A 19,179-nucleotide genomic window follows, 5' to 3' on the forward strand; every position below is an offset into this window, starting at 1 on the left:
GCAGGGCCGGCGGTCACGGTGGTGGGCAGGGCAGGCGCCAGGCGTCGAGGACCTGGTTCTTGCGGATGGAGGCGAAGCCGTAGCCGATGCTGGTGACGCAGAAGTCCGTGGTGTCGCCGGTGTACTCGACGTGGAACACCGGCTTGCCGGCGTCGGCGAAGGGCAGCAGCCTGTCGCACTGGCCCAGCCGTACGCACTCCTCGTTGACCGCGAAGTCGAAGTCCGGCGCCAGCGCGGCGACCTGCGGCAGGTCGCCCAGCAGGCCGGGGGAGAGGCCGAGCGAGCGGGCCAGCGCGGCGACCCGCCGGTTGAAGTGCAACTGGTGGTCGAAGTGCAGCGGAAAGCCGGAAAACTGGTGGTAGCCGTCGGCGTCGGCGAGCACCACCGCGCCGAAGCCCTTGCCCCGGCAGAGCCGGAACCGGTCGGCCAGCACCGGCCGCACGGTGTCCCACTGGCGTACGTCCAGCCAGGTGCGCCCGGTGTCGGTGGCGGCGCCGCGTACCGACGGTGGGTACCGGCTCGCGTCCGGGTCCTCGGGGTGGACCGAGCCGACGTGCACCTGGCAGACCAGCCGGCGGTCCCGGGAACGCAGCTCGGTGGTCTGCGCCGCGGTGGTGGTGATCGGGTCGAGCACGAACACGTCCGCCTCGACGGCCGGGTCCAGCACCCCGGACAGCTGCCACTGCCATTGCCAGTAACGGGTGGAGGCGGCCGGCCAGCTGGTCGGCGCTCCGGGCGGGGGCAGGTCGGGTCGGCAGGCGGCCACCGTGGCGAGCAGCGCGAGCGTCAGGCCGGCCGACAGCGCCCGGCGTGCCGATCGCCCGCCCAGCCCGATGCGCATCGGCAGCTCCGCAGGTCGCGGGGCGGCGTTGCGCCGCCCGAGCCGGTACGCCGGCGCTGGCGTACCTCACCCGGTCAAACGACCACAGACCCGACAAGGACTCGCAGGCCTCCGCGACACAACTCAGCGCGGCGCGGCGAAGACCTGCGTCCAGTACGGCCCGTTGCTGCTCGCCACGCCGACACCGATCTCGGTGAAGGCGCAGTTCAGGATGTTCGCCTTGTGTCCGGGGCTGTTCATCCAGGCCTCCATCACCGCGGCCGGCGTCTTCTGGTTCCAGGCCACGTTCTCGCCGTACGTCCGCCAGGCGTACCCGACCCGGTCGATCCGGGTGCCGGGGTCGCTGCCGTCGCTGCCGGTATGCGACATGTTTTGGGTGTCCGCCTGGTCCTGGCTGTGCCGCTGGGCCGCCGTCATCAGCTTCTCGTCGATGCTCAACGCGTCGCAGCCGGCCTTGGCCCGCTCCGCGTTGACCAGCGCGACGACCTCGGCCGCCTCGGAGGTGGCGCCGGTGGAGGGGGTGGCCGAGGCCGAGGTGCCGCGGCTCGGGCTGCCCTGGCGCTCGACGCTCAGCGGCGACGTCGCCGTGCTGCGCGACGGCGCGGGCGTGGGCCGGCTGGCCCGGCTCGGCGAGGCCGACGGCGCGGCGGTGCTGGGTGAGGGGCTCAGACTCGGGCTGGGGCTCGGGTCGTCGAACGCCTCGACGGCGACGTCCTGCTCCTCCTCCGCCAGCGCCGGGGTGCTGGCGACGATGCTCTCGCCGGCGGTGTTGTCGGCCCGGGTGTCGTCACCGGGCAGCGCGAGGGCCGCGACGCCGATGCTCACCACGAGGGTGGCCGCCGCGGCGGCGCCGCCCAGCACCAGGGGACGCCGCGACCTCCGGCCGGAGGTGGGGCGGCTGGTCCGGGTCGCTGCCACGTCGGGTCCGCCGGTTCCGGCGGCACCATGGCGGACGAGGCTCGGCTCGCCGTACTGCTCCGGCATGTCGTACCGGCCGTGGTCGGTCATGTCGTACCGGCGGCGGTCGGTCAGTTCGGGTCGGCCGTGGTCCAGCACGTCGTACCGGCCGGGCCGGAGATCGTCCGGCCCGCCGTGCCACTGGTTCGCGGTGTCGTGATGCCCGGTGTCGTGACGCTCGGCGTGGTAACGCTCGGTGTCCGGCGCGGCGTGACGCGCGGTCCAGTCCACGCCCTGCCGGGCGGTCCGGTCCGTGGCCTGGCCGGCCGGCGTGGCGGGCCCGTCCACCGGCCAGCCGCCGGTGGTCGGCTCGTAGTACCCGGAGCTCGGCTCGACGGCCCACTGCTCGGTCGGCTGGTCCTGGTACCACCCGTTGGACGCGCCCTCCGGCTCGTCGCCGAAGAGATACGACGACCGTGGCGCCGGTCGGTCGGTCAACCAGGCCGGCTCGTCGGTCTGCGGTTCCGGTCGCCGGGCGGTCTGCTCCGGGTCGAACGGATCGTTGCTGCCGTGCACGCCTGTCGCCTCCACGGGTCGATTACGGGCCGGGGTGACGCTACGTGGTGGTTTTGAGCAGCGGCAATGTGGCTAAGGAAGAGTTAAGAGGAGCCTGCCCGTCCGGGCGAGGTGTTCCGGCGATTCGGAGCGTAGAGTCGGGGCGTCCGGACAGAGCGTGTTCGCGCCTTGCGGCGACCCCCGGCGACGGGCCAGGTGGACACCCGAGATGATCTACGGCCTGCGTGAACTTGACGAAGCAGGGGCTGTCGGCTCACTATGGAGATGTCGCCAGTCGCGCCCGGCCATGCCCAGAATTTGTTGGGAATGGTAGTCGCGTACACAAGGGCGCGCGTTGGCCGGCCTCTCCGGCAGCGCAAATCAAGGAGTCAACATGGCGAAGGCCCTCTTTGGCCACGTAAGTGCAGCGCCCGACCGGCGTCTGCTCGACGAGGTCACCCGACTGCGTGCCAGGGTTCAGTCACTGGAGTTCGAGGTCACCCGGCTGCGCGCTGAGAACGATCGGCTCGCGGCGGCTGCGGCAGAGGCGGACGATCTGCTCCGTCTGGCCGAGCCCGCGCTGACCTGACCCACCTGGTCGCCACAACCGAATAGCACCACCGCACCGCAGCGCGCCGACACCATGTGCCGGCGCGCAGTTCTGTGCGTACCCCGGTCGGCTGGTCACGGCCGCCTCCTCCGGCGCCCGCCAGGCGGGTCGCGTGGCGCGGGCCGGCCGGTCCCGGGTTAGTCTGCGGGTTTACCAGGGTCCGCGCAGCCGGGCGACGGTACGGCGGCCACGGACGAGGATCGAGAAGGTGCATCTCAAGAGCCTGACGGTGCGGGGCTTCAAGTCCTTCGCCTCCGCGACGACGCTCAAGCTGGAGCCGGGGATCACCTGCGTGGTGGGTCCGAACGGCTCCGGCAAGTCCAACGTCGTCGACGCCATCGCCTGGGTGCTCGGCGAGCAGGGCGCGAAGGCGCTGCGTGGCGGCAAGATGGAGGACGTCATCTTCGCCGGCACCGCCGGCCGGGCCCCGCTCGGCCGGGCCGAGGTGACCCTCACCATCGACAACACCGACGGCGCCCTGCCGATCGAGTACACCGAGGTCTCCATCACCCGCCGGATGTTCCGCTCGGGCGAGAGCGAGTACGAGATCAACGGCGACTCCTGCCGGCTGCTCGACATCCAGGAGCTGCTGTCGGATTCCGGCATCGGCCGGGAGATGCACATCATCGTCGGGCAGGGCCGGCTCGACGGCATGCTGCACGCGAAGCCGGAGGACCGGCGGGCCTTCATCGAGGAGGCGGCCGGCGTCCTCAAGCACCGCAAGCGCAAGGAGAAGGCGCTGCGCAAGCTCGACGCGATGCAAACCAACCTCAACCGGCTCACCGACCTCACCGCCGAGCTGCGCCGCCAGCTCAAGCCGCTCGGCCGGCAGGCCGAGGTGGCCCGGCGGGCCGCCGTGATCCAGGCCAACCTGCGCGACGCCCGGCTGCGGCTGCTCGCCGACGACCTGGCCACCCTGCGCACCACGCTGGACAAGGAGATCGCCGACGAGACCGCCCTGCGGCAGCGTCGGGAGCAGGTGGAGGCCGAGCACGCCGAGGTGCAGGCCCGCCTCGGCGAGCTGGAGGAGGCGCTCGCCTCCGACGCGCCGCTGCTGGCCGCCGCCCAGGACACCTGGTACAAGCTCTCCGCGTTGCAGGAACGGTTCCGCTCGATCGAGCAGCTCGCCGTGGAGCGGCTGCGCCACCTGAGCGCCACGCCGGACGACGAGCGCCCGGGCCGCGACCCGGAGCAGCTGGAAGCCGAGGCCGAACGGGTCCGCGAGCATGAGGAGGAGCTGCGCGGGGCGCTCACCGACGACCAGATCCGCCTGGCCGAGGCGGTGGAGCACCGCCAGGAGCTGGAACGGCAGCTCGCCGCCGCCGAGCGGGAGCTGGTGGCCGCCGCGAAGGCGATCGCCGACCGGCGGGAAGGGCTGGCCCGGCTGACCGGGCAGGTCAATTCCGCCCGAGCGCGGACCACCAGCGGCGGCGAGGAGATCGAGCGGCTCGCCGCCGCGCACACCGACGCGCTGGGCCGGGCCGAGCGGGCGCAGGCCGACCTGGACGCGGTCGCCGAACAGTCCACCGAGGCGGACCGCGACAACGCCGACCTGGATGCCCGGCACGCCGAGGCGGTCGCCGCACAGGAGAGGGCGCAGGCGATCGTCCGGTCCCTCTCCGACGCCGAGCGGGCGGCGGAGAAGGATGCCGCCACCTGGAAGGCCCGCGAGGAGGCGCTCGCGCTCGGCCTGCGCCGCAAGGACGGCGCCGGCGCGTTGCTGGCCCGCGCCGACCAGGTGCCCGGCCTGCTGGGCAGCCTCGCCGGCCTGCTCACGGTCGCCCCCGGCCACGAGGCGGCGCTCGCTGCCGCCCTGGGCGGACTGGCCGACGCGGTGGCGGTCACCGGCGTGGACGAGGCCGTCGAGGCGATGCGGCTGCTGAAGATCTCCGACGCCGGGCGCGCCGGGCTGCTGGTCGGCAGCCCCGCCGGGCCGGGGATGGCCGGTTCGGCCGACGCGCTGCGCCCGAAGCTGCCCGACGCCGCCCACTGGGCCCCCGACCTGGTCGACTGCGACGCCCAGCTCCGGCCGGCGGTGCATCGGGCGCTGCGCGACGTGGTGCTCGTCGACGACCTCGCCGCCGCCGCCGAGGTGGTCGCCGGCAACCCCGAGTTGCGGGCGGTCACCCGCGAGGGTGACGTGGTCGGGGCGTACGCGGCGGCCGGCGGGTCGGCGAAGGCACCCAGCTACATCGAGGTGCAGGCGGCCGTCGAGGAGGCCCGGGCCAACCGGCTCACCGCCGAGCGGAGCAGCGCCGACCTACGCGAACAACTGGTCGACGCGCGGGCCGCCGTGGCCGAGGCCAAGGAGCGGGTGCAGCACGCCGCCGCCGCCAAGCGGGAGGCGGAGAGCCACCGCAACGCCGCCGCCCGCCGCCTGGCCGAACTGGGCGCCGCCGCCCGCTCGGCGAAGGCGGAAACCGACCGCCTCGGTGAGTCGCGGGCCCGCGCCGAGGCGGCCCGGGAACGGGACCTCACCGCCCTGGCCGAACTGGAGGAGCGGCTGCGGCTGGCGGAGGCGACCCCGATCGACGCCGAACCCTCCACCGAGGAACGCGACCAGCTCGCCGCGATGGTGCCGCAGGCCCGGCAGAACGAGATGGAGGTCCGGCTCGCGGTGCGTACCGCCGAGGAGCGGGTCGCCTCGATCGCCGGGCGGGCCGACTCGCTGCGCCGGCAGGCCACCGCCGAACGCGCCGCCCGGGAACGGGCCGCGGCCCGGCGGGCGGCGCGTACCCGCGGCGCGGGCATCGCCCGGGCCGTCGCGGGTGGCGCGCGGGCGGCCCTGACCCGACTGACCACCAGCATCGCCCGAGCCGAGGAGCACCGGGACGCGGTGGCGCGCGAGCGGGCCACCCGCGAGGCGGAGCTTCAGGAGGTGCGAGCCGCCGCGAAGCGGTTCGGCGCGGAACTGGAGCGGTTGACCAGCCAGGTGCACCGGGACGAGGTCGCCCGCGCCGAGCAGCGGCTGCGCATCGAACAGCTGGAGGCCAAGGCCGCCGAGGACTTCGGCCTGACCGTCGAGACGCTGATCGCCGAGTACGGTCCGGGTCAGCCGGTGCCGCCGACCGAGGCCGAGGTGGCCGCCGCCGAGCGCGACGGCCTGCCGGTGCCCGAGCCGGTCCGCTACGAACGGCCGGTGCAGGAGAAGCGGGCCGCCAAGGCCGAGCGGGAACTGACCCTGCTCGGCAAGGTCAACCCGCTCGCCCTGGAGGAGTTCGCTGCGCTGGAGGAGCGCTACAAGTTCCTCTCCGAGCAGCTGGAGGACCTCAAGGCGACCCGCCGTGACCTGCTCACCGTGGTCAAGGACGTGGACGACCGCATCCTGGAGGTCTTCGCCAGCGCCTTCGCCGACACCGCCCGGGAGTTCGAGCAGGTCTTCACCGTCCTCTTCCCCGGTGGTGAGGGCCGGTTGGTGCTCACCGACCCGGACGACCTGCTGGCCACCGGCGTCGAGGTCGAGGCCCGCCCGCCCGGCAAGAAGATCAAGCGGCTGTCGCTGCTCTCCGGCGGCGAGCGGTCGCTGACCGCGGTGGCGATGCTGGTGGCGATCTTCCGCGCCCGGCCCAGCCCGTTCTACATCATGGACGAGGTCGAAGCGGCCCTCGACGACGTCAACCTGGGCCGGCTGATCACGCTCCTCGCCCAGCTGCGGGAGAAGAGCCAGCTGATCGTCATCACGCACCAGAAGCGCACCATGGAGATCGCCGATGCGCTGTACGGCGTGACCATGCGCGGCGGGGTCACCCAGGTGATCAGTCAACGGCTCAACCGGGCCGACGGAGACGACGAGCGGCAGGGCCGCGGCGAGGAGAACGGGTAGTGGCTCGGGAACGCGCGACGGCGCTCCTGGTGGACTTCGACGGCGTACTGCGGCGGTGGGACCCGGCGGTCGCCGCCGGGGTGGAGCGGGAGTACGGCCTCTCCGCCGGCGTGCTCGGCGAGATCGCCATGCAGTGGGGGCGTCTGCAACCGGTGCTGACCGGCCAGGTCAGCCATGCCGACTGGATGACCAGCGTGGCGGACGCCCTCACCCCGTCGCTGGGTGACGCCGAGCGGGCCCGTGCCGCGGTGGCACAGTGGCAGCGGTACCGCGGTGAGGTCGATCCCGAGGTGCTGGCGTTCGTCCGCGAGGTGCGGGCGGCCGGCATCCGGGTCGGGCTCGGCACCAACGCCACCGACCTGCTCGACGCCGACCTGGCCGCGCTCGATCTCACCGGCGAGCTGGACGTGGTGGTCAACTCCTCGGTCATCGGGGTGCACAAGCCGGCGCCGGAGTACTTCCAGGCCGCCTGCGGGGCGCTGGAGACCCCGCCGGCCCGGGTGCTCTTCGTGGATGACGAGGACCGCGCCGTCAGCGGCGCCCGGGTCGCCGGCCTCTCCGCCCACCGCTGGACCAGCCCCGCCGACCTCCGCTACCTCCGCGCCGCGCTGGCCACCTGAACGGATCCTGGTACGCCGATTGCCCCTCCGGGGGCGTTCCGTGTGATCGGGTCACTCGCCGGTAACGCCGTCGATGCGTTCGCGGAGGAGGTCGGCGTGGCCGTTGTGTCGGGCGTACTCCTCGATCATGTGGACGTAGACCCAGCGCAGGTTGAACGTCCGCTGCTTGGGGCGGACCTCGGTGAACGTCTCGTCGAGGGATCGGCCGGCGACGGCGGCGCGGGCCAACTCCACCTGCTGGTGGAAGGTGGCGAAGTCGGCCTCGGCATCGGCGTCGCGGGCGTCGAAGTCGGCGTCCGGATCCTCCTTGGTGAAGTAGGCGTAGGCCACCCGCTCGCCGCGGAAGTTCTCCCGGAACCACCAGGCCTCCACCTCGGCCATGTGCCGCACGAGGCCGAGCAGGGTGAGCCCGGACGGCTCGACGCTCGCGGTCTTCAACTGCTCGGCGGTCAGCCCCGCGCACTTGAGCAGCAGGGTCTGCCGGTGGTAGTCGAGCCAGCCATCCAGCATGGTGCGCTCGTCGCCGATGTAGGGCTCGGGGGTCCGGTCGATCTCCGGTGCTCGCCAGGTCATGCCCGCCATCCTGAACGTCGCACCCGACCACCGGCGACACGATTTCGGCCGGGCCGAAATGTTAGGAGGGGGCCCCTATACAACGCTAGGCGTTAATAGGGGGCCCTTCCTTTCGCTCAGGGGACGACGATGACGGGCCAGCGGCCGGTGCGGACCAGGCGGGTGGCGACCGAGCCGACCAGGCGGTGCCCGGCCTGCTCAGAGGCGCCCACCACGACCAGGTCCGCCCGGGTCTCGTCGGCCGCGGCGCAGAGTTCGGTGTACGCGTCGCCGCGCCGGCCCAGAAAGGTCACCGGCACTCCCAGTTCGTCGGCGCCGCGCCGGCACTCCTGGCGCAGCTCCTCGGCCAGCTCGTCGTGGGTCTGCTGGACGGCACCGGCCACCACGCCCGAGATCATCGTGGCGTAGGCGGCCGGCGAGCTGACGAAGACCACCACGAGCCCGGAGCCCTGGCGGCGGGCCAGCCCGGCGGCGTACGCGGCGGCGCGCAGCGAGGTCCGGCTGCCGTCGACGCCGACCAGGACCACCCGCGGCCCGTCCGTGCCCCGCTCGTACGGCAGCGGGCGGGCCTGCGGGCCGTACTGCTCGCGATCGACCGGGCTGTTCACCGGGGTCAGTCCCGACCGGTCGGGATCACGGCTGCGCCGCCACCCGCGGCCACGGTCGACTCCTGCTCGACCTCGTCGGCGATCGGCCCGCCGGTGTGTCGCAGCAGCGGCACCTCCTTGATGAAGAGGACCGCGATCAGGGCGATCAGCCCGAACGGCGCGGCGGCCAGGAAGATGTCCCCGGCGCCGTGCCCGTACGCGGCCTCCACGACCGCCCGGATCGGGGCGGGCAGGGTGTGCACGTCCGGCAGTGTGCTGCCGCCGCTGCCCGAGGTCGGGATGCCGAGCGCGGCCAGTCCGTCGGCGAGGTACCGCTTGACGTTGTGGCCCAGCAGCGCACCCAGCGCGCTGACGCCGACCGCGCCGCCGAGGCTGCGGAAGAAGGCGACCACCGAGCTGGCCGCGCCGAGTTCGTGCGTGCCGACGGTGTTCTGCACGGCCAGCACCAGGTTCTGCATGGTCATGCCGACGCCGATGCCGACCAGCGCCATGAAGCTGGCCAGCAGCCAGTACGGGGTGTCCACCCGTACCGTGCCCATCAGCGCGAAGCCGACGGTGAGCAGGGCCGACCCGGCGACCAGGTAGCGCTTCCAGCGTCCCGTGCTGGTGATGAGCCGGCCGACGACCGTGGAGGAGACCAGCAGGCCGAGGATCATCGGCAGGGTCATCAGGCCGGACATGGTCGGGCTCACCCCGCGGCTGATCTGGAAGTACTGGCCGAGGAAGACCGAGGCGCCGAACATGCCGACGCCGACCGCGATGCTCGCCACCACCGAGAGGGTGATGGTGCGGTTGCGGAACAGCCGCGGCGGGATCAGCGGCTCGCTGGCCCGGTTCTCCACCCGGATCGCCGCGGCACCGAGCAGCAGCGCGCCGCCCACCATGACCGTGCTCTGCCAGGAGAACCAGTCGTACGTGTTGCCGGCCAGCGAGACCCAGATCAGCAGCAGCGAGACGGCGGCGGTGATCAGCGTGGCGCCCCACCAGTCGATCTTCACCTTGCGCTTGACCACCGGCAGGTCGAGGGTCTTCTGGAGCACGATCAGGGCGAGGACGGCGAACGGCACGCCCACGTAGAAGCACCAGCGCCAGCCGAGCCAGGAGGTGTCGACGATGACGCCGCCGATCAGCGGGCCGCCGATGGTGCCGACGGCCATGACCGCGCCGAGGTAGCCGCTGTACCGGCCGCGCTCGCGGGGCGCGATCATCGTCGCCATGATCACCTGAGCCAGCGCGGTGAGGCCGCCGGCGCCGACGCCCTGGAGCACCCGGCAGGCGATCAGCTGGCCGGTGGACTGGGAGAGCCCGGCCAGCACGGAGCCGAGCACGAACACCGTCAGGGCGACCTGGACCAGCACCTTCTTGCTGGTCAGGTCGGCGAGCTTGCCCCAGAGCGGGGTGGTCGCGGTGGTCGCCAGCAGCGTCGAGGTGACCACCCAGGTGTACGCGGACTGGGTGCCGTGCAGTTCGGTGATGATCCGGGGCAGCGCGTTCGCGACGACCGTGCCGGACAGGATCGCGACGAACATGCCCAGCAGCAGGCCGGAGAGCGCTTCCAGGGTCTGCCGGTGGGTCATGTTGACGGTGGTCGCCCGGGCGGGCGCGGTCACCTGCGTCATGGGGGATGCCTCCGGATGGAGTCGAGAGTTGTTGCCTGAGGCAAACACTAAGGCTTGGTTGCCTCAAGCAACAACTTGACGGGCGGCCGGCCTATTCCGCTTCCGCAGAGGTCATCCCCAGGCGTCGTTGAAGCGCCGGAGCAGGCGCGCGAAGTCCTCGACGTCCTGCTGTGGCCAGCTCTCCAGGGCCCGGCGGATCTGCCCGAGGCGCGGCGCGCGGGCGTTGTCGAACCGGCGCTGACCCTCCTCGGTCAGGCTGAGCTGGGCGGCCCGCCGGTCGCTCGGGTCCGGTTCACGCCGGACCAGCCCGAGGCTCTCCAGGCTCTGGATCTGCCGGCTCAGCGTGCCCTTGCCGATGCGGAGCCGGGCGGCCAGGTCGGTGAGGCGGATTGCGCCGGAGCGGCGCAACCAGAGCAGCAGCCCGTACGTGTTCGGCTCCAGGTCGGGATGCACCTCGCTGGCGATCTCCCAGGAGATCGCGCGCCCACGGCGCAGCAGTGCGGTCAGCTCGTGCTCGACCTCGCGCAGGCTCTCCGGCAACTGCTCGTCCACTCGGGCAGCGTACTCAGCCGGCGTCGGTCAGCCGGTGCCGTGCCACCTCGCGGAGGTGACCGTCGGCGGTGGTGCCCTCGATGGTCACCTCGGCGGTGCGGCCGGCGTGGGTGAGGGTCGCCACCGCGTTGCCGAAGTACGGGCCGGCCAGCTTGCGCCACCGCACGCTGGGGCGGCGCACCCCGGCGCTGCGGGCCAGTGCCCGGGTCGCGCCGGCCGGGCCACGGGTCCAGCTGAGCCGCATCAGCGGGCGTATCCCGGCCGGCACCTGGTTGTGGATCGGTGAGCAGGTGAGCTGGTGCACGGGGGTGCGTACGGTCGGGTCGGCGAACCGGACCCGGGCCACGTACGAGTGGTGCACGTCGCCGGAGAGCACGCTGATCGACGCCGGTGGCGGGTACGCCGGGCCGGCGCCCTTGCGGTCGTCGGGCGTACCGGGGACGCCGCCGCCGATCCGGGCGAACAGCGCGCCGAGGGCGTCGAACGAGCGGCGGAAGGCGCCCCAGTGCTCCAGGTCGAGCGCGCGGCGTAGCCGCTCGCCCAGCCCGGCGACCCACGGCCGGTGCGAGTCGGCCAGTCTCTCGTTCCACGCCTCGACGTGGTGGATGCCGGGCGGCAGCAGCCAGGGCAGGGAGGAGCCGACCACCAGGTGGTCGTAGCTGCCGTGGGCGCGGTCGACGAACCACGACCACTCGGCGGGGGGCAGCATGGCCCGCCGGCCCGGCGCCAGCACCCGGCTGCACCGGCTGTCCAGCATCACCAGGCGGGTCCGGCCCAGGTCGAGCGCGTAGCTCCACTGGTAACCGCCGGCCGGCACCGGGTCGGCCTCGGTGTCGACCCGCTGGCCGAACTCGCGCAGCACCCCGGTGGCGTCCTCGGCCGTGCGCACCTTCGCGAAGACCGGGTCGGCGGCGATCTCGTCCGGGTCGAGGTTGCCCAGGTGCTGGTAGACCCAGTAGGAGGCGAGGCCGCTGGCGATCCGCTCGGCCCACCAGGGCTGCTCGCGCATCTCGGCCCGCCAGGAGGCGGAGGTGTTCCAGTCGTCGATGATCTCGTGATCGTCGAAGATCATCACGCTCGGCACGGTGGAGAAGAGCCAGCGGATCTCCGGGTCGCTCCACGACTCCAGGTAGAGCTTGGTGTACTCGTCGAAGCTGACCACCTGGTCGCTCGGCGCGCCCCGGGGGCGGCGGCGACGCCGACGCAGCAGTCGTTTCATGGTCGGCGAGGTCTCGTCGGCGTAGACTTGGTCGCCGAGGAGCACCAGCAGGTCGGGCAGGTCCGCCGGGTCGAGGTCGGCCAGCACCCGCCGGGTGTACGCGTCGAGCGCGTCCGGGGGAAGCCTGCGGGTGGTGGCGTGCTGGGTGGTCTCCCGGCAGGAGCCGAAGAGCAACCGGACCGGCTGATCCCGGTCGTCGGTGGCGCGGGTCCGGATCACGCTGGGCGGGAAGCGGCTCTCCGGCAGCGGCCAGGCCAGCTCGTCGTCGATCAGCACCTGGTAGGTGGTGCTGCTGTCCGGGGCGAGCCCCTCCACCACCACCAGCGCGTAGTGGTGGTCGTACGCGGAGAAGGTGGGTGCGGTGCCGGTCGCGCCGTCGACCGTGCGGACGGTGACCACCGCGGACGCCGTGGTCTCGACCCACACGGTGGCCCGCGTGCCGACGACCCGCCGCAGCAGCGGACCGATGAGCAGTTGGGCGGCGGGCATGGCGAACCTCCGAGCCGAGGAAACTCCCTCTTTACTACCCCGCCGGCGGTCAAAGCACTGCTGGCTGGCCGAGCCTACCGCCGGCCACCCGGGGCTTGAGAGCGCGGTGGATGAGACGCCGTCGCGGGCATCTGACAGGATTTCGGCATGAAGGAATACCTCCTCGTCGCCATCGCCCTGCTCGGCGTGCTGATCCTCGCCGGGATCGGGCTGGTCGTGCCGCGGCTACGCCGGCGGCCGGAGCCGCCGCTGCCGCGCACGGAGGTCGACACCAGGGCGGAGGAGGACCTCGCCGGTCCGCCGGTGCAGGCACCGGAGTCCGATCTGTCCACCGGCGTCCTGGTCGAGCCGCCACCGGTGGTCGAGGCCCCGCCGGCGGTCGAGGTGCCCGAGCCCACCGCCGGCCGGCTGGTACGGCTGCGGTCCCGGCTGTCGCGCTCGCAGAACGTCTTCGGCAAGGGGCTGCTCGGCCTGCTCAGCCGCGACCGGCTCGACGAGGACGTCTGGGAGGAGATCGAGGAGAGCCTGATCACCGCCGACGTGGGGGTCGACGCCACCCGCGAGATCGTCGACCGGCTGCGCGAGCGGACCCGGGTGCTGGGCACCCGTTCCGCCGCCGAGTTGCAGGCCCTGCTCGCCGCCGAGCTGGTCAACGCCCTCGACCCGGCGTTGGACCGCTCGCTGCACACCGCGCCGAAGGAGGGCGTGCCGGCGGTGCTGCTGGTGGTCGGGGTCAACGGCGCCGGCAAGACCACCACCTGCGGCAAGATCGCCCGGGTGCTCATCGCCGACGGCCGCAGCGTGCTGCTCGGCGCGGCCGACACCTTCCGCGCCGCCGCCGCCGATCAGCTGGAGACCTGGGCGGGGCGGGTCGGCGCCGAGACCGTCCGCGGCCCGGAGGGCGCCGACCCGGCGAGCGTCGCCTTCGACGCGGTCAAGCGGGGCATCGACACCGGCGTGGACACCGTGCTCGTCGACACCGCCGGCCGCCTACAGAACAAGATCGGCCTGATGGACGAGCTCGGCAAGGTCAAGCGGGTGGTGTCCAAGCACGGGCCGATCGACGAGACCCTGCTGGTGCTCGACGCCACCACCGGGCAGAACGGTCTGGAGCAGGCGCGGGTCTTCACCGAGGTGGTCAACGTCACCGGGGTGGTGCTGACCAAGCTCGATGGCACCGCCAAGGGCGGCATCGTGATCGCCGTGCAGCGCAAGCTCGGCATCCCGGTGAAGCTGGTCGGCCTCGGCGAGGGCCCGGACGACCTGGCCCCGTTCGACCCCGCGCAGTTCGTCGACGCGTTGCTGGGCACCGACGCCCCCGGCCAGACCGCGTAATCTCGGGTGACCAGAGACGATCGCGCGTACGCGGGCTGGCGCGACCCGAGCCACCCGTCGCAGCGCCTCGGGAGACCGTACGTGACTTCGCAGGAGATCCCCCTGCACGGCGGGAACGTGAGCACCGTGGTCCGGGTGGGCGACACGGTCCGGCGCAACGCCGGTCCGTGGACACCCTCGGTGCACGCCCTGCTGCGGCACCTGGAGTACGTCGGGTTCACCGGCGCACCCCGGGCCCTCGGCATGGACGAGCGCAACCGGGAGGTGCTGTCGTACCTGGAGGGGGAGTGCGGCGAGTATCCGCTGGCCCCGCACTGGGTCACCGACGAGGCGCTGGTGACCGTCGCCACCATGCTGCGGATGTTCCACGACGCCCAGTACGGCTTCGTCCCGCCGCCGAGCGCGGTGTGGCGCTCGTTCGGCCCGCCGCCGCCGGACACCGAGGTCATCTGCCACCACGACGCCGCACCGCACAACGTGATCTGGCGGCCGGACGGCACCCTCGGGCTGATCGACTTCGATCTCGCCTCGCCCGGCGCGCGGATCTACGACGTGGCGTACGCGGCCTGGACCTGGGTACCGATCTTCTCCGACCGGGACTCGATCACCCTCGGCTGGACCCACCCGGACCGGCCGCGCCGGCTGCGGCTCTTCGCCGACGCCTACGGGCTGATCCCGCGCGACCGGCATCGGCTGATCCGGACGATCCGTAAGCGGATCGTCGATCATGTGGAGGGCATCCGGCGGATGGCCGCGGCGGGGGAGCCGGCGTTCGTCCGGATCGTGCACAAGGGCCACCTGCGCCGGCCCATGCGGGACCTGCGCCTGCTCGACTACGAACGGCAGGCCCTCGAGTACGCCCTGCAGTGAACCGTAGGGGGAACGTCCCGCACCAAATGGCCGATCCGCCCCCCACCAAGTCGCCGAGGTGTGCGACTTTCTTCACACGTCCGAAACAACCCGTCACGGTTCGGAAACCAGCCGGGGACCCTGGGTGAAACAGCCGGCGATCAGGCTTCCGCGCAACCGGCGTACGGGCGATGCTGCGCGATGCCGGGAAGGAGGAAGACAACCCGAGAGGAGGCAGCGTGCCGGAGCTAGATTCTGGTGCCACCGCCTGGATTTTGACTTCAGCCGCGCTGGTGTTGCTCATGACGCCCGGCCTGGCGCTGTTCTACGGCGGTATGACGCGATCCAAGTCCGTGCTCAACATGATGATGATGAGCTTCGGCGCGATCGGCCTGGTCAGCCTGTTGTGGGTGTTCTACGGCTACAGCATCGCCTTCAGCGGGGACGTCGGCGGGATCACCGGTGATCTTTCCGCTGCCGGTCTGCGCGGCATGCTGGAGAGCGGCACCGAGGGCGGTATCCCCGACCTGCTGTTCGCCGGCTTCCAGCTGATGTTCGCCGTGATCACCGTCGCCCTGATCAGTGGCGCGATCGCCGACCGGGCCAAGTTCGGCCCGTGGCTGATCTTCGCCGGCCTCTGGGCCACCCTGGTCTACTTCCCGGTGGCGCACTGGGTCTGGGGCGGCGGCTGGATCGGTGAGCTGGGCGTGCTCGACTTCGCCGGTGGCACCGCGGTGCACATCAACGCCGGTGCCGCGGCGCTCGCCCTGGCGCTCGTCCTCGGCCGGCGGGTCGGCTGGCCGAAGGACAAGTTCAAGCCGCACAACCTGCCCATGGTGCTGCTCGGCGCCGGCCTGCTGTGGTTCGGCTGGTTCGGCTTCAACGCCGGTTCGGCCGGCGCGGCCGACGGCGCCGCCGCCGTCTCACTGATCAACACCCAGGTCGCCACCGCCGCTGCGGTGCTCGGCTGGATCGTGGTCGAGTGGATCCGCGACGGCAAGCCGACCACCCTCGGCGCGGCCTCCGGCGCGATCGCCGGCCTGGTCGGCATCACCCCCGCCTGTGCGTTCCTGGAGCCGCTGGGCGCGATCGCCCTCGGCGTGATCGCCGGTGCGGTCTGCGCGCTCGCGGTGGGTCTGAAGTACCGGTTCAAGTACGACGACTCGCTCGACGTGGTGGCCGTGCACATGGTCGGCGGCATCATCGGCTCGCTGCTCATCGGCTTCCTGGCCATCGAGGTGCTGGCCGGCGAGGACGGCCTCGTCTACGGCGGCGGCATCGGGCTGCTGGGCAAGCAGGCGGTCGGTGTGATCGCCGTGCTGGTCTACTCGTTCGTGGTCGCGTACCTCATCGGCTTCGCGATCGAGAAGACGATCGGCTTCCGGGCCAGCGCCGACGCCGAGGTCGAGGGCATCGACAACGCCGAGCACGCGGAGAGCGCGTACGAGTTCAGCTCCACCGGTGGCGGTGGCGGTGCGTTCGCCGCCGCAGGCATCGCCGGCTCGGCCACGTCGAAGGCCGAGCCCACCGAACCGGTAAGCGAAAAGGTCGCCGGCTAACGTTCCTGAGATGGAGGGGTTGGACATGAAGCTGGTGACCGCGGTCATCAAGCCGCACCAGTTGGACGCCGTCAAGGAAGCCCTGCACACGCTGGGCGTGGCCGGGCTGACCGTGAGCGAGGTCCAGGGTTACGGGCGGCAGAAGGGCCACACCGAGGTCTACCGTGGCGCCGAGTACACCGTCGAGTTCCTGCCCAAGATCCGGGTGGAGGTGCTCACCGACGAGATCGACGTCGAGAAGATCGTCGACGCCGTCGTCAGCGCCGCCCGGACGGGCAAGATCGGTGACGGCAAGGTCTGGGTGACCGGAGTCGAGGAGGTCGTCCGGGTCCGCACCGGCGAGCGCGGCCTGGACGCCCTGTAGGAACACCATCGATGACCTCGTTGACCTCCAGATCGGCCTCGGAGCCTGTCCGGGGCGCGGGACTCCTGGCCAACGAGGTCATCGGTGTGCCGTCCGGGATCGGCGCAACGGCGCGCCGAGCCCGGGCGGACGCCTACGACGCCTGGCTGGCCCGGCTGATGCCGGCCCGGCCGGGCGTCGCGCTGCTCGCGGTCGGCGGCCTGGGCCGGCGGCAGTGCGCCCCCTACGGCGACCTCGACCTGGTGCTGGTGCACGCCGGGGTGCCCGGCATCGACGAGCTGGCCGCCGGGCTGTGGTACCCGATCTGGGACGCCGGGCTGCGGCTGGACCACTCGGTGCGGACCGTCGCCGAGGCGCTGTCGGTGGCCCAGGACGACGTCAAGGTGGCCCTCGGCCTGCTCGACGCCCGGCTGGTCGCGGGCGATCAGGAACTGGCCGACACCCTGGTACGCAGCGCTACCGATCACTGGCGGCGCACCGCCGTACGGCAACTGGCCCCGCTGCGGGAGACCACGGCCGCCCGCTGGCAGGCCCACGGCGAGTTGGCGTTCCTGCTGGAGGGCGACCTCAAGGAGGCGGCCGGCGGCCTGCGTGACGTCGGCCTGCTGCGCGCCATCGCCACCGCCGGGATCACCGACGCGCTGCGCCCGGCGGTCCGCGCCGCGCACCTGCGGCTGCTGGACACCCGCGACGCGCTGCACCAGCAGGTCGGCCGCCGGGTCGACCGGCTGCTCGCCCAGGAACGCGACGGGGTGGCGGCGCTGCTCGGGCTGCGGCAACTCGCGTCCGACCCGTCCGGCACCGGACCGCTCGCGCCCGACACGCTCGACAGCGCGCCGCCCGGGAAGGGCCGGGCGGCCGAGAACACGCCGCCCGGGACGGGCCCGGCGGCCGAGAACACGCCGACCGGGGTGCGGGCGACCGGGCCGGAGACCGCGCCACGGATGTCGCCGTCGGGTCCGCCCGACGACGCGCGGCGACCCGGGGAGGGCGACGGCGACGCCCTGCTGCGCCGGGTGGCCGGCGACGCCCGCACCGTCAGCCACGCCCTGGACGACGCCTTCCGCGCCGCCGACCGGCTGCGCTCCGGCCGTCGCCGGGGCGCCGACGGGCGGCCGGTCCGTCGGCCGGTGGCCCGGGACGTGGTCGAGCACGACGGCGAACTGGTGCTGGCCCGCACCGCCATCGGCGCCCGTCCCGACCCGAGTCTCTCGCTGCGGGTCGCCGCCGCCGCGGCGACCACCGGGCTGCCGATCGCCCGGGCCACCTGCGAATGGCTGGCCGCGTACTGCCCGCCGCTGCCGACACCCTGGCCGGCCGAGGCCCGGGCGGCCCTGACCACGCTGCTCGGTGCCGGCGCGGGACTGCTCCCGGCCTGGGAGACCTGCGACCGGTACGGGCTGATCGACGGCTGGCTGCCGGAGTGGACCCGGCTGCGCAGCCTGCCCCAGCACAACCCGGTGCACCGGTTCACCCTCGACCGGCACCTGGTGCAGACCGCCTTCGAGGCCAGCCGGCACACCCGCGACGTGGACCGGCCCGACCTGCTGCTGCTCGGTGCCTTCCTGCACGACATCGGCAAGGGACTGCCGGGCGACGGGACCGCCGGGGGGCACGAGAACACCGTCGCGGACCACTCGATCGTGGGCGCGCCGATCGCCGCGGCGATGGCCACCCGGATCGGCCTGCCCGCGGCGGAGGCGGCGCTGATCGGCACGCTGGTCCGGCTGCATCTGCTGCTGCCCGAGGTGGCCACCCGCCGGGACCTCGCCGATCCGGTCACCATCGCCCGGGTCGCCGAGGCGGTCGGCGATGCCACCACCCTCGACCTGCTGCACGCGCTGGTCCGCGCCGACGCCGCCGCCACCGGACCGGCCGCCTGGTCGGACTGGAAGGGGCGGTTGATCGCCGAGCTGGTCGCCCGGGTCCGGACCATGCTCGACACCGGTGCCGTCCCGGAGCCACCGGCACCGGACCCGACGCTGGTGGCGGGGCCGCTGCCGGTCGTACACCTGACCGGGGACCGGGTGGCGGTGGCCGCGGCGGACCGGCGGGGACTGCTCGCGACGGTGGCCGGCTGCCTGGCCCTGCACCGGCTGGAGGTGCTCTCCGCCGACGCCTCGACGGTGGACGGCCGGGCCCTGGTCGAGTGCCGGGTGCAGCCGCGTTACGGGCTGCCGCCGGATCCGGTGGCGCTCAGCGCCGACCTGCGCCGCGCGGTCGGTGGCGACGTGTCGGTGACCCAGCGGCTCCGCGGCCGGGCGCTGGCCGCCCGGGGGCCGGGGCGCAGCCGCGGGTGGTCTGGCACCGCGACGCCGCCACCGACGCGGTGCTGCTGGAGTTGCGCGCCGCCGACGCCGCCGGCCTGTTGTACCGGGTGACCAGCGCGCTGGACGCCGCCGGCGTCCAGGTCCGGGCGGCCCGGATCGCCACCCTCGGCGGCGACGTGGTGGACGCCTTCTACCTGGTCGGCAACTGGCCGACCGACACCGAGCGCGCCCGCTTGGAGACCGCCGTCCTCGCCGCCGTGTAAGGAAGGGCCCCCTGTTAACGCCTGCGGTAGTAAAGGGGCCCCCTCCTAACACCGGGCGCGGTGGATGGGGCGGTCGGCGTACGTAGCGGAGCGTAGGTGCGATGCCGCTCGGCGGGCGACGTGCCTCGACCCG

At 73.1% G+C, this 19,179-nt stretch carries 16 protein-coding genes; 9 read left to right on the forward strand and 7 right to left on the reverse strand.

Annotated elements, in window-relative coordinates; genetic code table 11:
• Positions 1–13: 13 nt before the first annotated feature.
• Complete coding sequence (locus ACQPYA_RS07595) at positions 14–841, reverse strand: endo alpha-1,4 polygalactosaminidase (RefSeq protein WP_433531927.1); 828 nt, start codon at positions 839–841, stop codon at positions 14–16.
• A gap of 123 nt (positions 842–964) precedes the next feature.
• Positions 965–2,329, reverse strand: a complete 1,365-nt coding sequence (locus tag ACQPYA_RS07600) for a CAP domain-containing protein (protein WP_433531928.1) — start codon at positions 2,327–2,329, stop codon at positions 965–967.
• Between the two features lie 358 nt (positions 2,330–2,687).
• Between ACQPYA_RS07600 and ACQPYA_RS07605 the strand changes: the two genes are divergently transcribed.
• The 3 genes from ACQPYA_RS07605 to ACQPYA_RS07615 all read left to right on the forward strand — a co-directional run bounded on the left by ACQPYA_RS07605 (position 2,688) and on the right by ACQPYA_RS07615 (position 7,346).
• Complete coding sequence (locus ACQPYA_RS07605; RefSeq protein WP_433531929.1) at positions 2,688–2,882, forward strand: hypothetical protein; 195 nt, start codon at positions 2,688–2,690, stop codon at positions 2,880–2,882.
• A gap of 229 nt (positions 2,883–3,111) precedes the next feature.
• Positions 3,112–6,726, forward strand: a complete 3,615-nt coding sequence (gene smc, locus ACQPYA_RS07610) for a chromosome segregation protein SMC (protein ID WP_433531930.1) — start codon at positions 3,112–3,114, stop codon at positions 6,724–6,726.
• Positions 6,726–7,346, forward strand: coding sequence for an HAD-IA family hydrolase (locus tag ACQPYA_RS07615; protein WP_433531931.1), 621 nt, complete (start codon positions 6,726–6,728; stop codon positions 7,344–7,346). The genes smc and ACQPYA_RS07615 overlap by 1 nt, the downstream gene beginning before the upstream one ends.
• A gap of 51 nt (positions 7,347–7,397) precedes the next feature.
• Here ACQPYA_RS07615 and ACQPYA_RS07620 read toward each other — a convergent pair whose 3' ends face one another.
• The 5 genes from ACQPYA_RS07620 to ACQPYA_RS07640 all read right to left on the reverse strand — a co-directional run bounded on the left by ACQPYA_RS07620 (position 7,398) and on the right by ACQPYA_RS07640 (position 12,406).
• Positions 7,398–7,919, reverse strand: a complete 522-nt coding sequence (locus ACQPYA_RS07620) for a DinB family protein (protein WP_433531932.1) — start codon at positions 7,917–7,919, stop codon at positions 7,398–7,400.
• 116 nt (positions 7,920–8,035) lie between these two features.
• Positions 8,036–8,527, reverse strand: a complete 492-nt coding sequence (locus tag ACQPYA_RS07625; protein WP_433531933.1) for a universal stress protein — start codon at positions 8,525–8,527, stop codon at positions 8,036–8,038.
• A 5-nt stretch (positions 8,528–8,532) separates the two neighbouring features.
• Positions 8,533–10,146, reverse strand: coding sequence for an MDR family MFS transporter (locus tag ACQPYA_RS07630; RefSeq protein ID WP_433531934.1), 1,614 nt, complete (start codon positions 10,144–10,146; stop codon positions 8,533–8,535).
• A gap of 111 nt (positions 10,147–10,257) precedes the next feature.
• A complete protein-coding gene (locus tag ACQPYA_RS07635; protein ID WP_433531935.1) occupies positions 10,258–10,698 on the reverse strand; it encodes a MarR family winged helix-turn-helix transcriptional regulator in 441 nt (146 codons plus the stop codon).
• Positions 10,699–10,711: 13 nt separating this feature from the next.
• Positions 10,712–12,406: an alkaline phosphatase D family protein gene (locus ACQPYA_RS07640; RefSeq protein ID WP_433531936.1), complete on the reverse strand. Its 1,695-nt coding sequence runs from the start codon at positions 12,404–12,406 to the stop codon at positions 10,712–10,714.
• A gap of 147 nt (positions 12,407–12,553) precedes the next feature.
• On the opposite strand from ACQPYA_RS07640, the gene ftsY reads away from it, so the two are divergent.
• From ftsY to ACQPYA_RS07670, 6 genes are all read left to right on the forward strand, one after another.
• Positions 12,554–13,741 (forward strand): signal recognition particle-docking protein FtsY, encoded by a 1,188-nt coding sequence (gene ftsY / locus ACQPYA_RS07645; RefSeq protein ID WP_433531937.1) that lies wholly within the window; start codon positions 12,554–12,556, stop codon positions 13,739–13,741.
• A gap of 6 nt (positions 13,742–13,747) precedes the next feature.
• Positions 13,748–14,611, forward strand: coding sequence for a phosphotransferase (locus ACQPYA_RS07650; protein WP_433531938.1), 864 nt, complete (start codon positions 13,748–13,750; stop codon positions 14,609–14,611).
• A gap of 170 nt (positions 14,612–14,781) precedes the next feature.
• Positions 14,782–16,149, forward strand: a complete 1,368-nt coding sequence (locus ACQPYA_RS07655; RefSeq protein WP_433531939.1) for an ammonium transporter — start codon at positions 14,782–14,784, stop codon at positions 16,147–16,149.
• Positions 16,150–16,174: 25 nt separating this feature from the next.
• Positions 16,175–16,513: a P-II family nitrogen regulator gene (locus ACQPYA_RS07660; RefSeq protein ID WP_433533410.1), complete on the forward strand. Its 339-nt coding sequence runs from the start codon at positions 16,175–16,177 to the stop codon at positions 16,511–16,513.
• A gap of 11 nt (positions 16,514–16,524) precedes the next feature.
• Positions 16,525–18,894 (forward strand): HD domain-containing protein, encoded by a 2,370-nt coding sequence (locus ACQPYA_RS07665; protein WP_433531940.1) that lies wholly within the window; start codon positions 16,525–16,527, stop codon positions 18,892–18,894.
• The gene (locus ACQPYA_RS07670; protein WP_433531941.1) at positions 18,810–19,046 is read left to right on the forward strand and encodes a hypothetical protein; all 237 of its coding nucleotides are present in this window, start codon (positions 18,810–18,812) and stop codon (positions 19,044–19,046) included. Before ACQPYA_RS07665 ends, ACQPYA_RS07670 begins: the two co-directional genes overlap by 85 nt.
• Positions 19,047–19,179 lie beyond the last annotated feature (133 nt).

Origin of the sequence: Micromonospora sp. CA-263727, assembly GCF_050942455.1 — a bacterium.
Lineage (GTDB): Bacteria > Actinomycetota > Actinomycetes > Mycobacteriales > Micromonosporaceae > Micromonospora.

Excerpts from the sequence above, each read along its gene's own strand:
- ACQPYA_RS07595 (WP_433531927.1), bottom strand. The coding sequence starts at position 841 with ATGCGCATCGGGCTGGGCGGGCGATCGGCACGCCGGGCGCTGTCGGCC.
- ACQPYA_RS07605 (WP_433531929.1), top strand. The coding sequence starts at position 2,688 with ATGGCGAAGGCCCTCTTTGGCCACGTAAGTGCAGCGCCCGACCGGCGT.
- ACQPYA_RS07620 (WP_433531932.1), bottom strand. The coding sequence starts at position 7,919 with ATGACCTGGCGAGCACCGGAGATCGACCGGACCCCCGAGCCCTACATC.
- ACQPYA_RS07630 (WP_433531934.1), bottom strand. The coding sequence starts at position 10,146 with ATGACGCAGGTGACCGCGCCCGCCCGGGCGACCACCGTCAACATGACC.
- ACQPYA_RS07640 (WP_433531936.1), bottom strand. The coding sequence starts at position 12,406 with ATGCCCGCCGCCCAACTGCTCATCGGTCCGCTGCTGCGGCGGGTCGTC.
- ftsY (WP_433531937.1), top strand. The coding sequence starts at position 12,554 with ATGAAGGAATACCTCCTCGTCGCCATCGCCCTGCTCGGCGTGCTGATC.
- ACQPYA_RS07655 (WP_433531939.1), top strand. The coding sequence starts at position 14,782 with ATGCTGCGCGATGCCGGGAAGGAGGAAGACAACCCGAGAGGAGGCAGC.
- ACQPYA_RS07660 (WP_433533410.1), top strand. The coding sequence starts at position 16,175 with ATGAAGCTGGTGACCGCGGTCATCAAGCCGCACCAGTTGGACGCCGTC.
- ACQPYA_RS07665 (WP_433531940.1), top strand. The coding sequence starts at position 16,525 with ATGACCTCGTTGACCTCCAGATCGGCCTCGGAGCCTGTCCGGGGCGCG.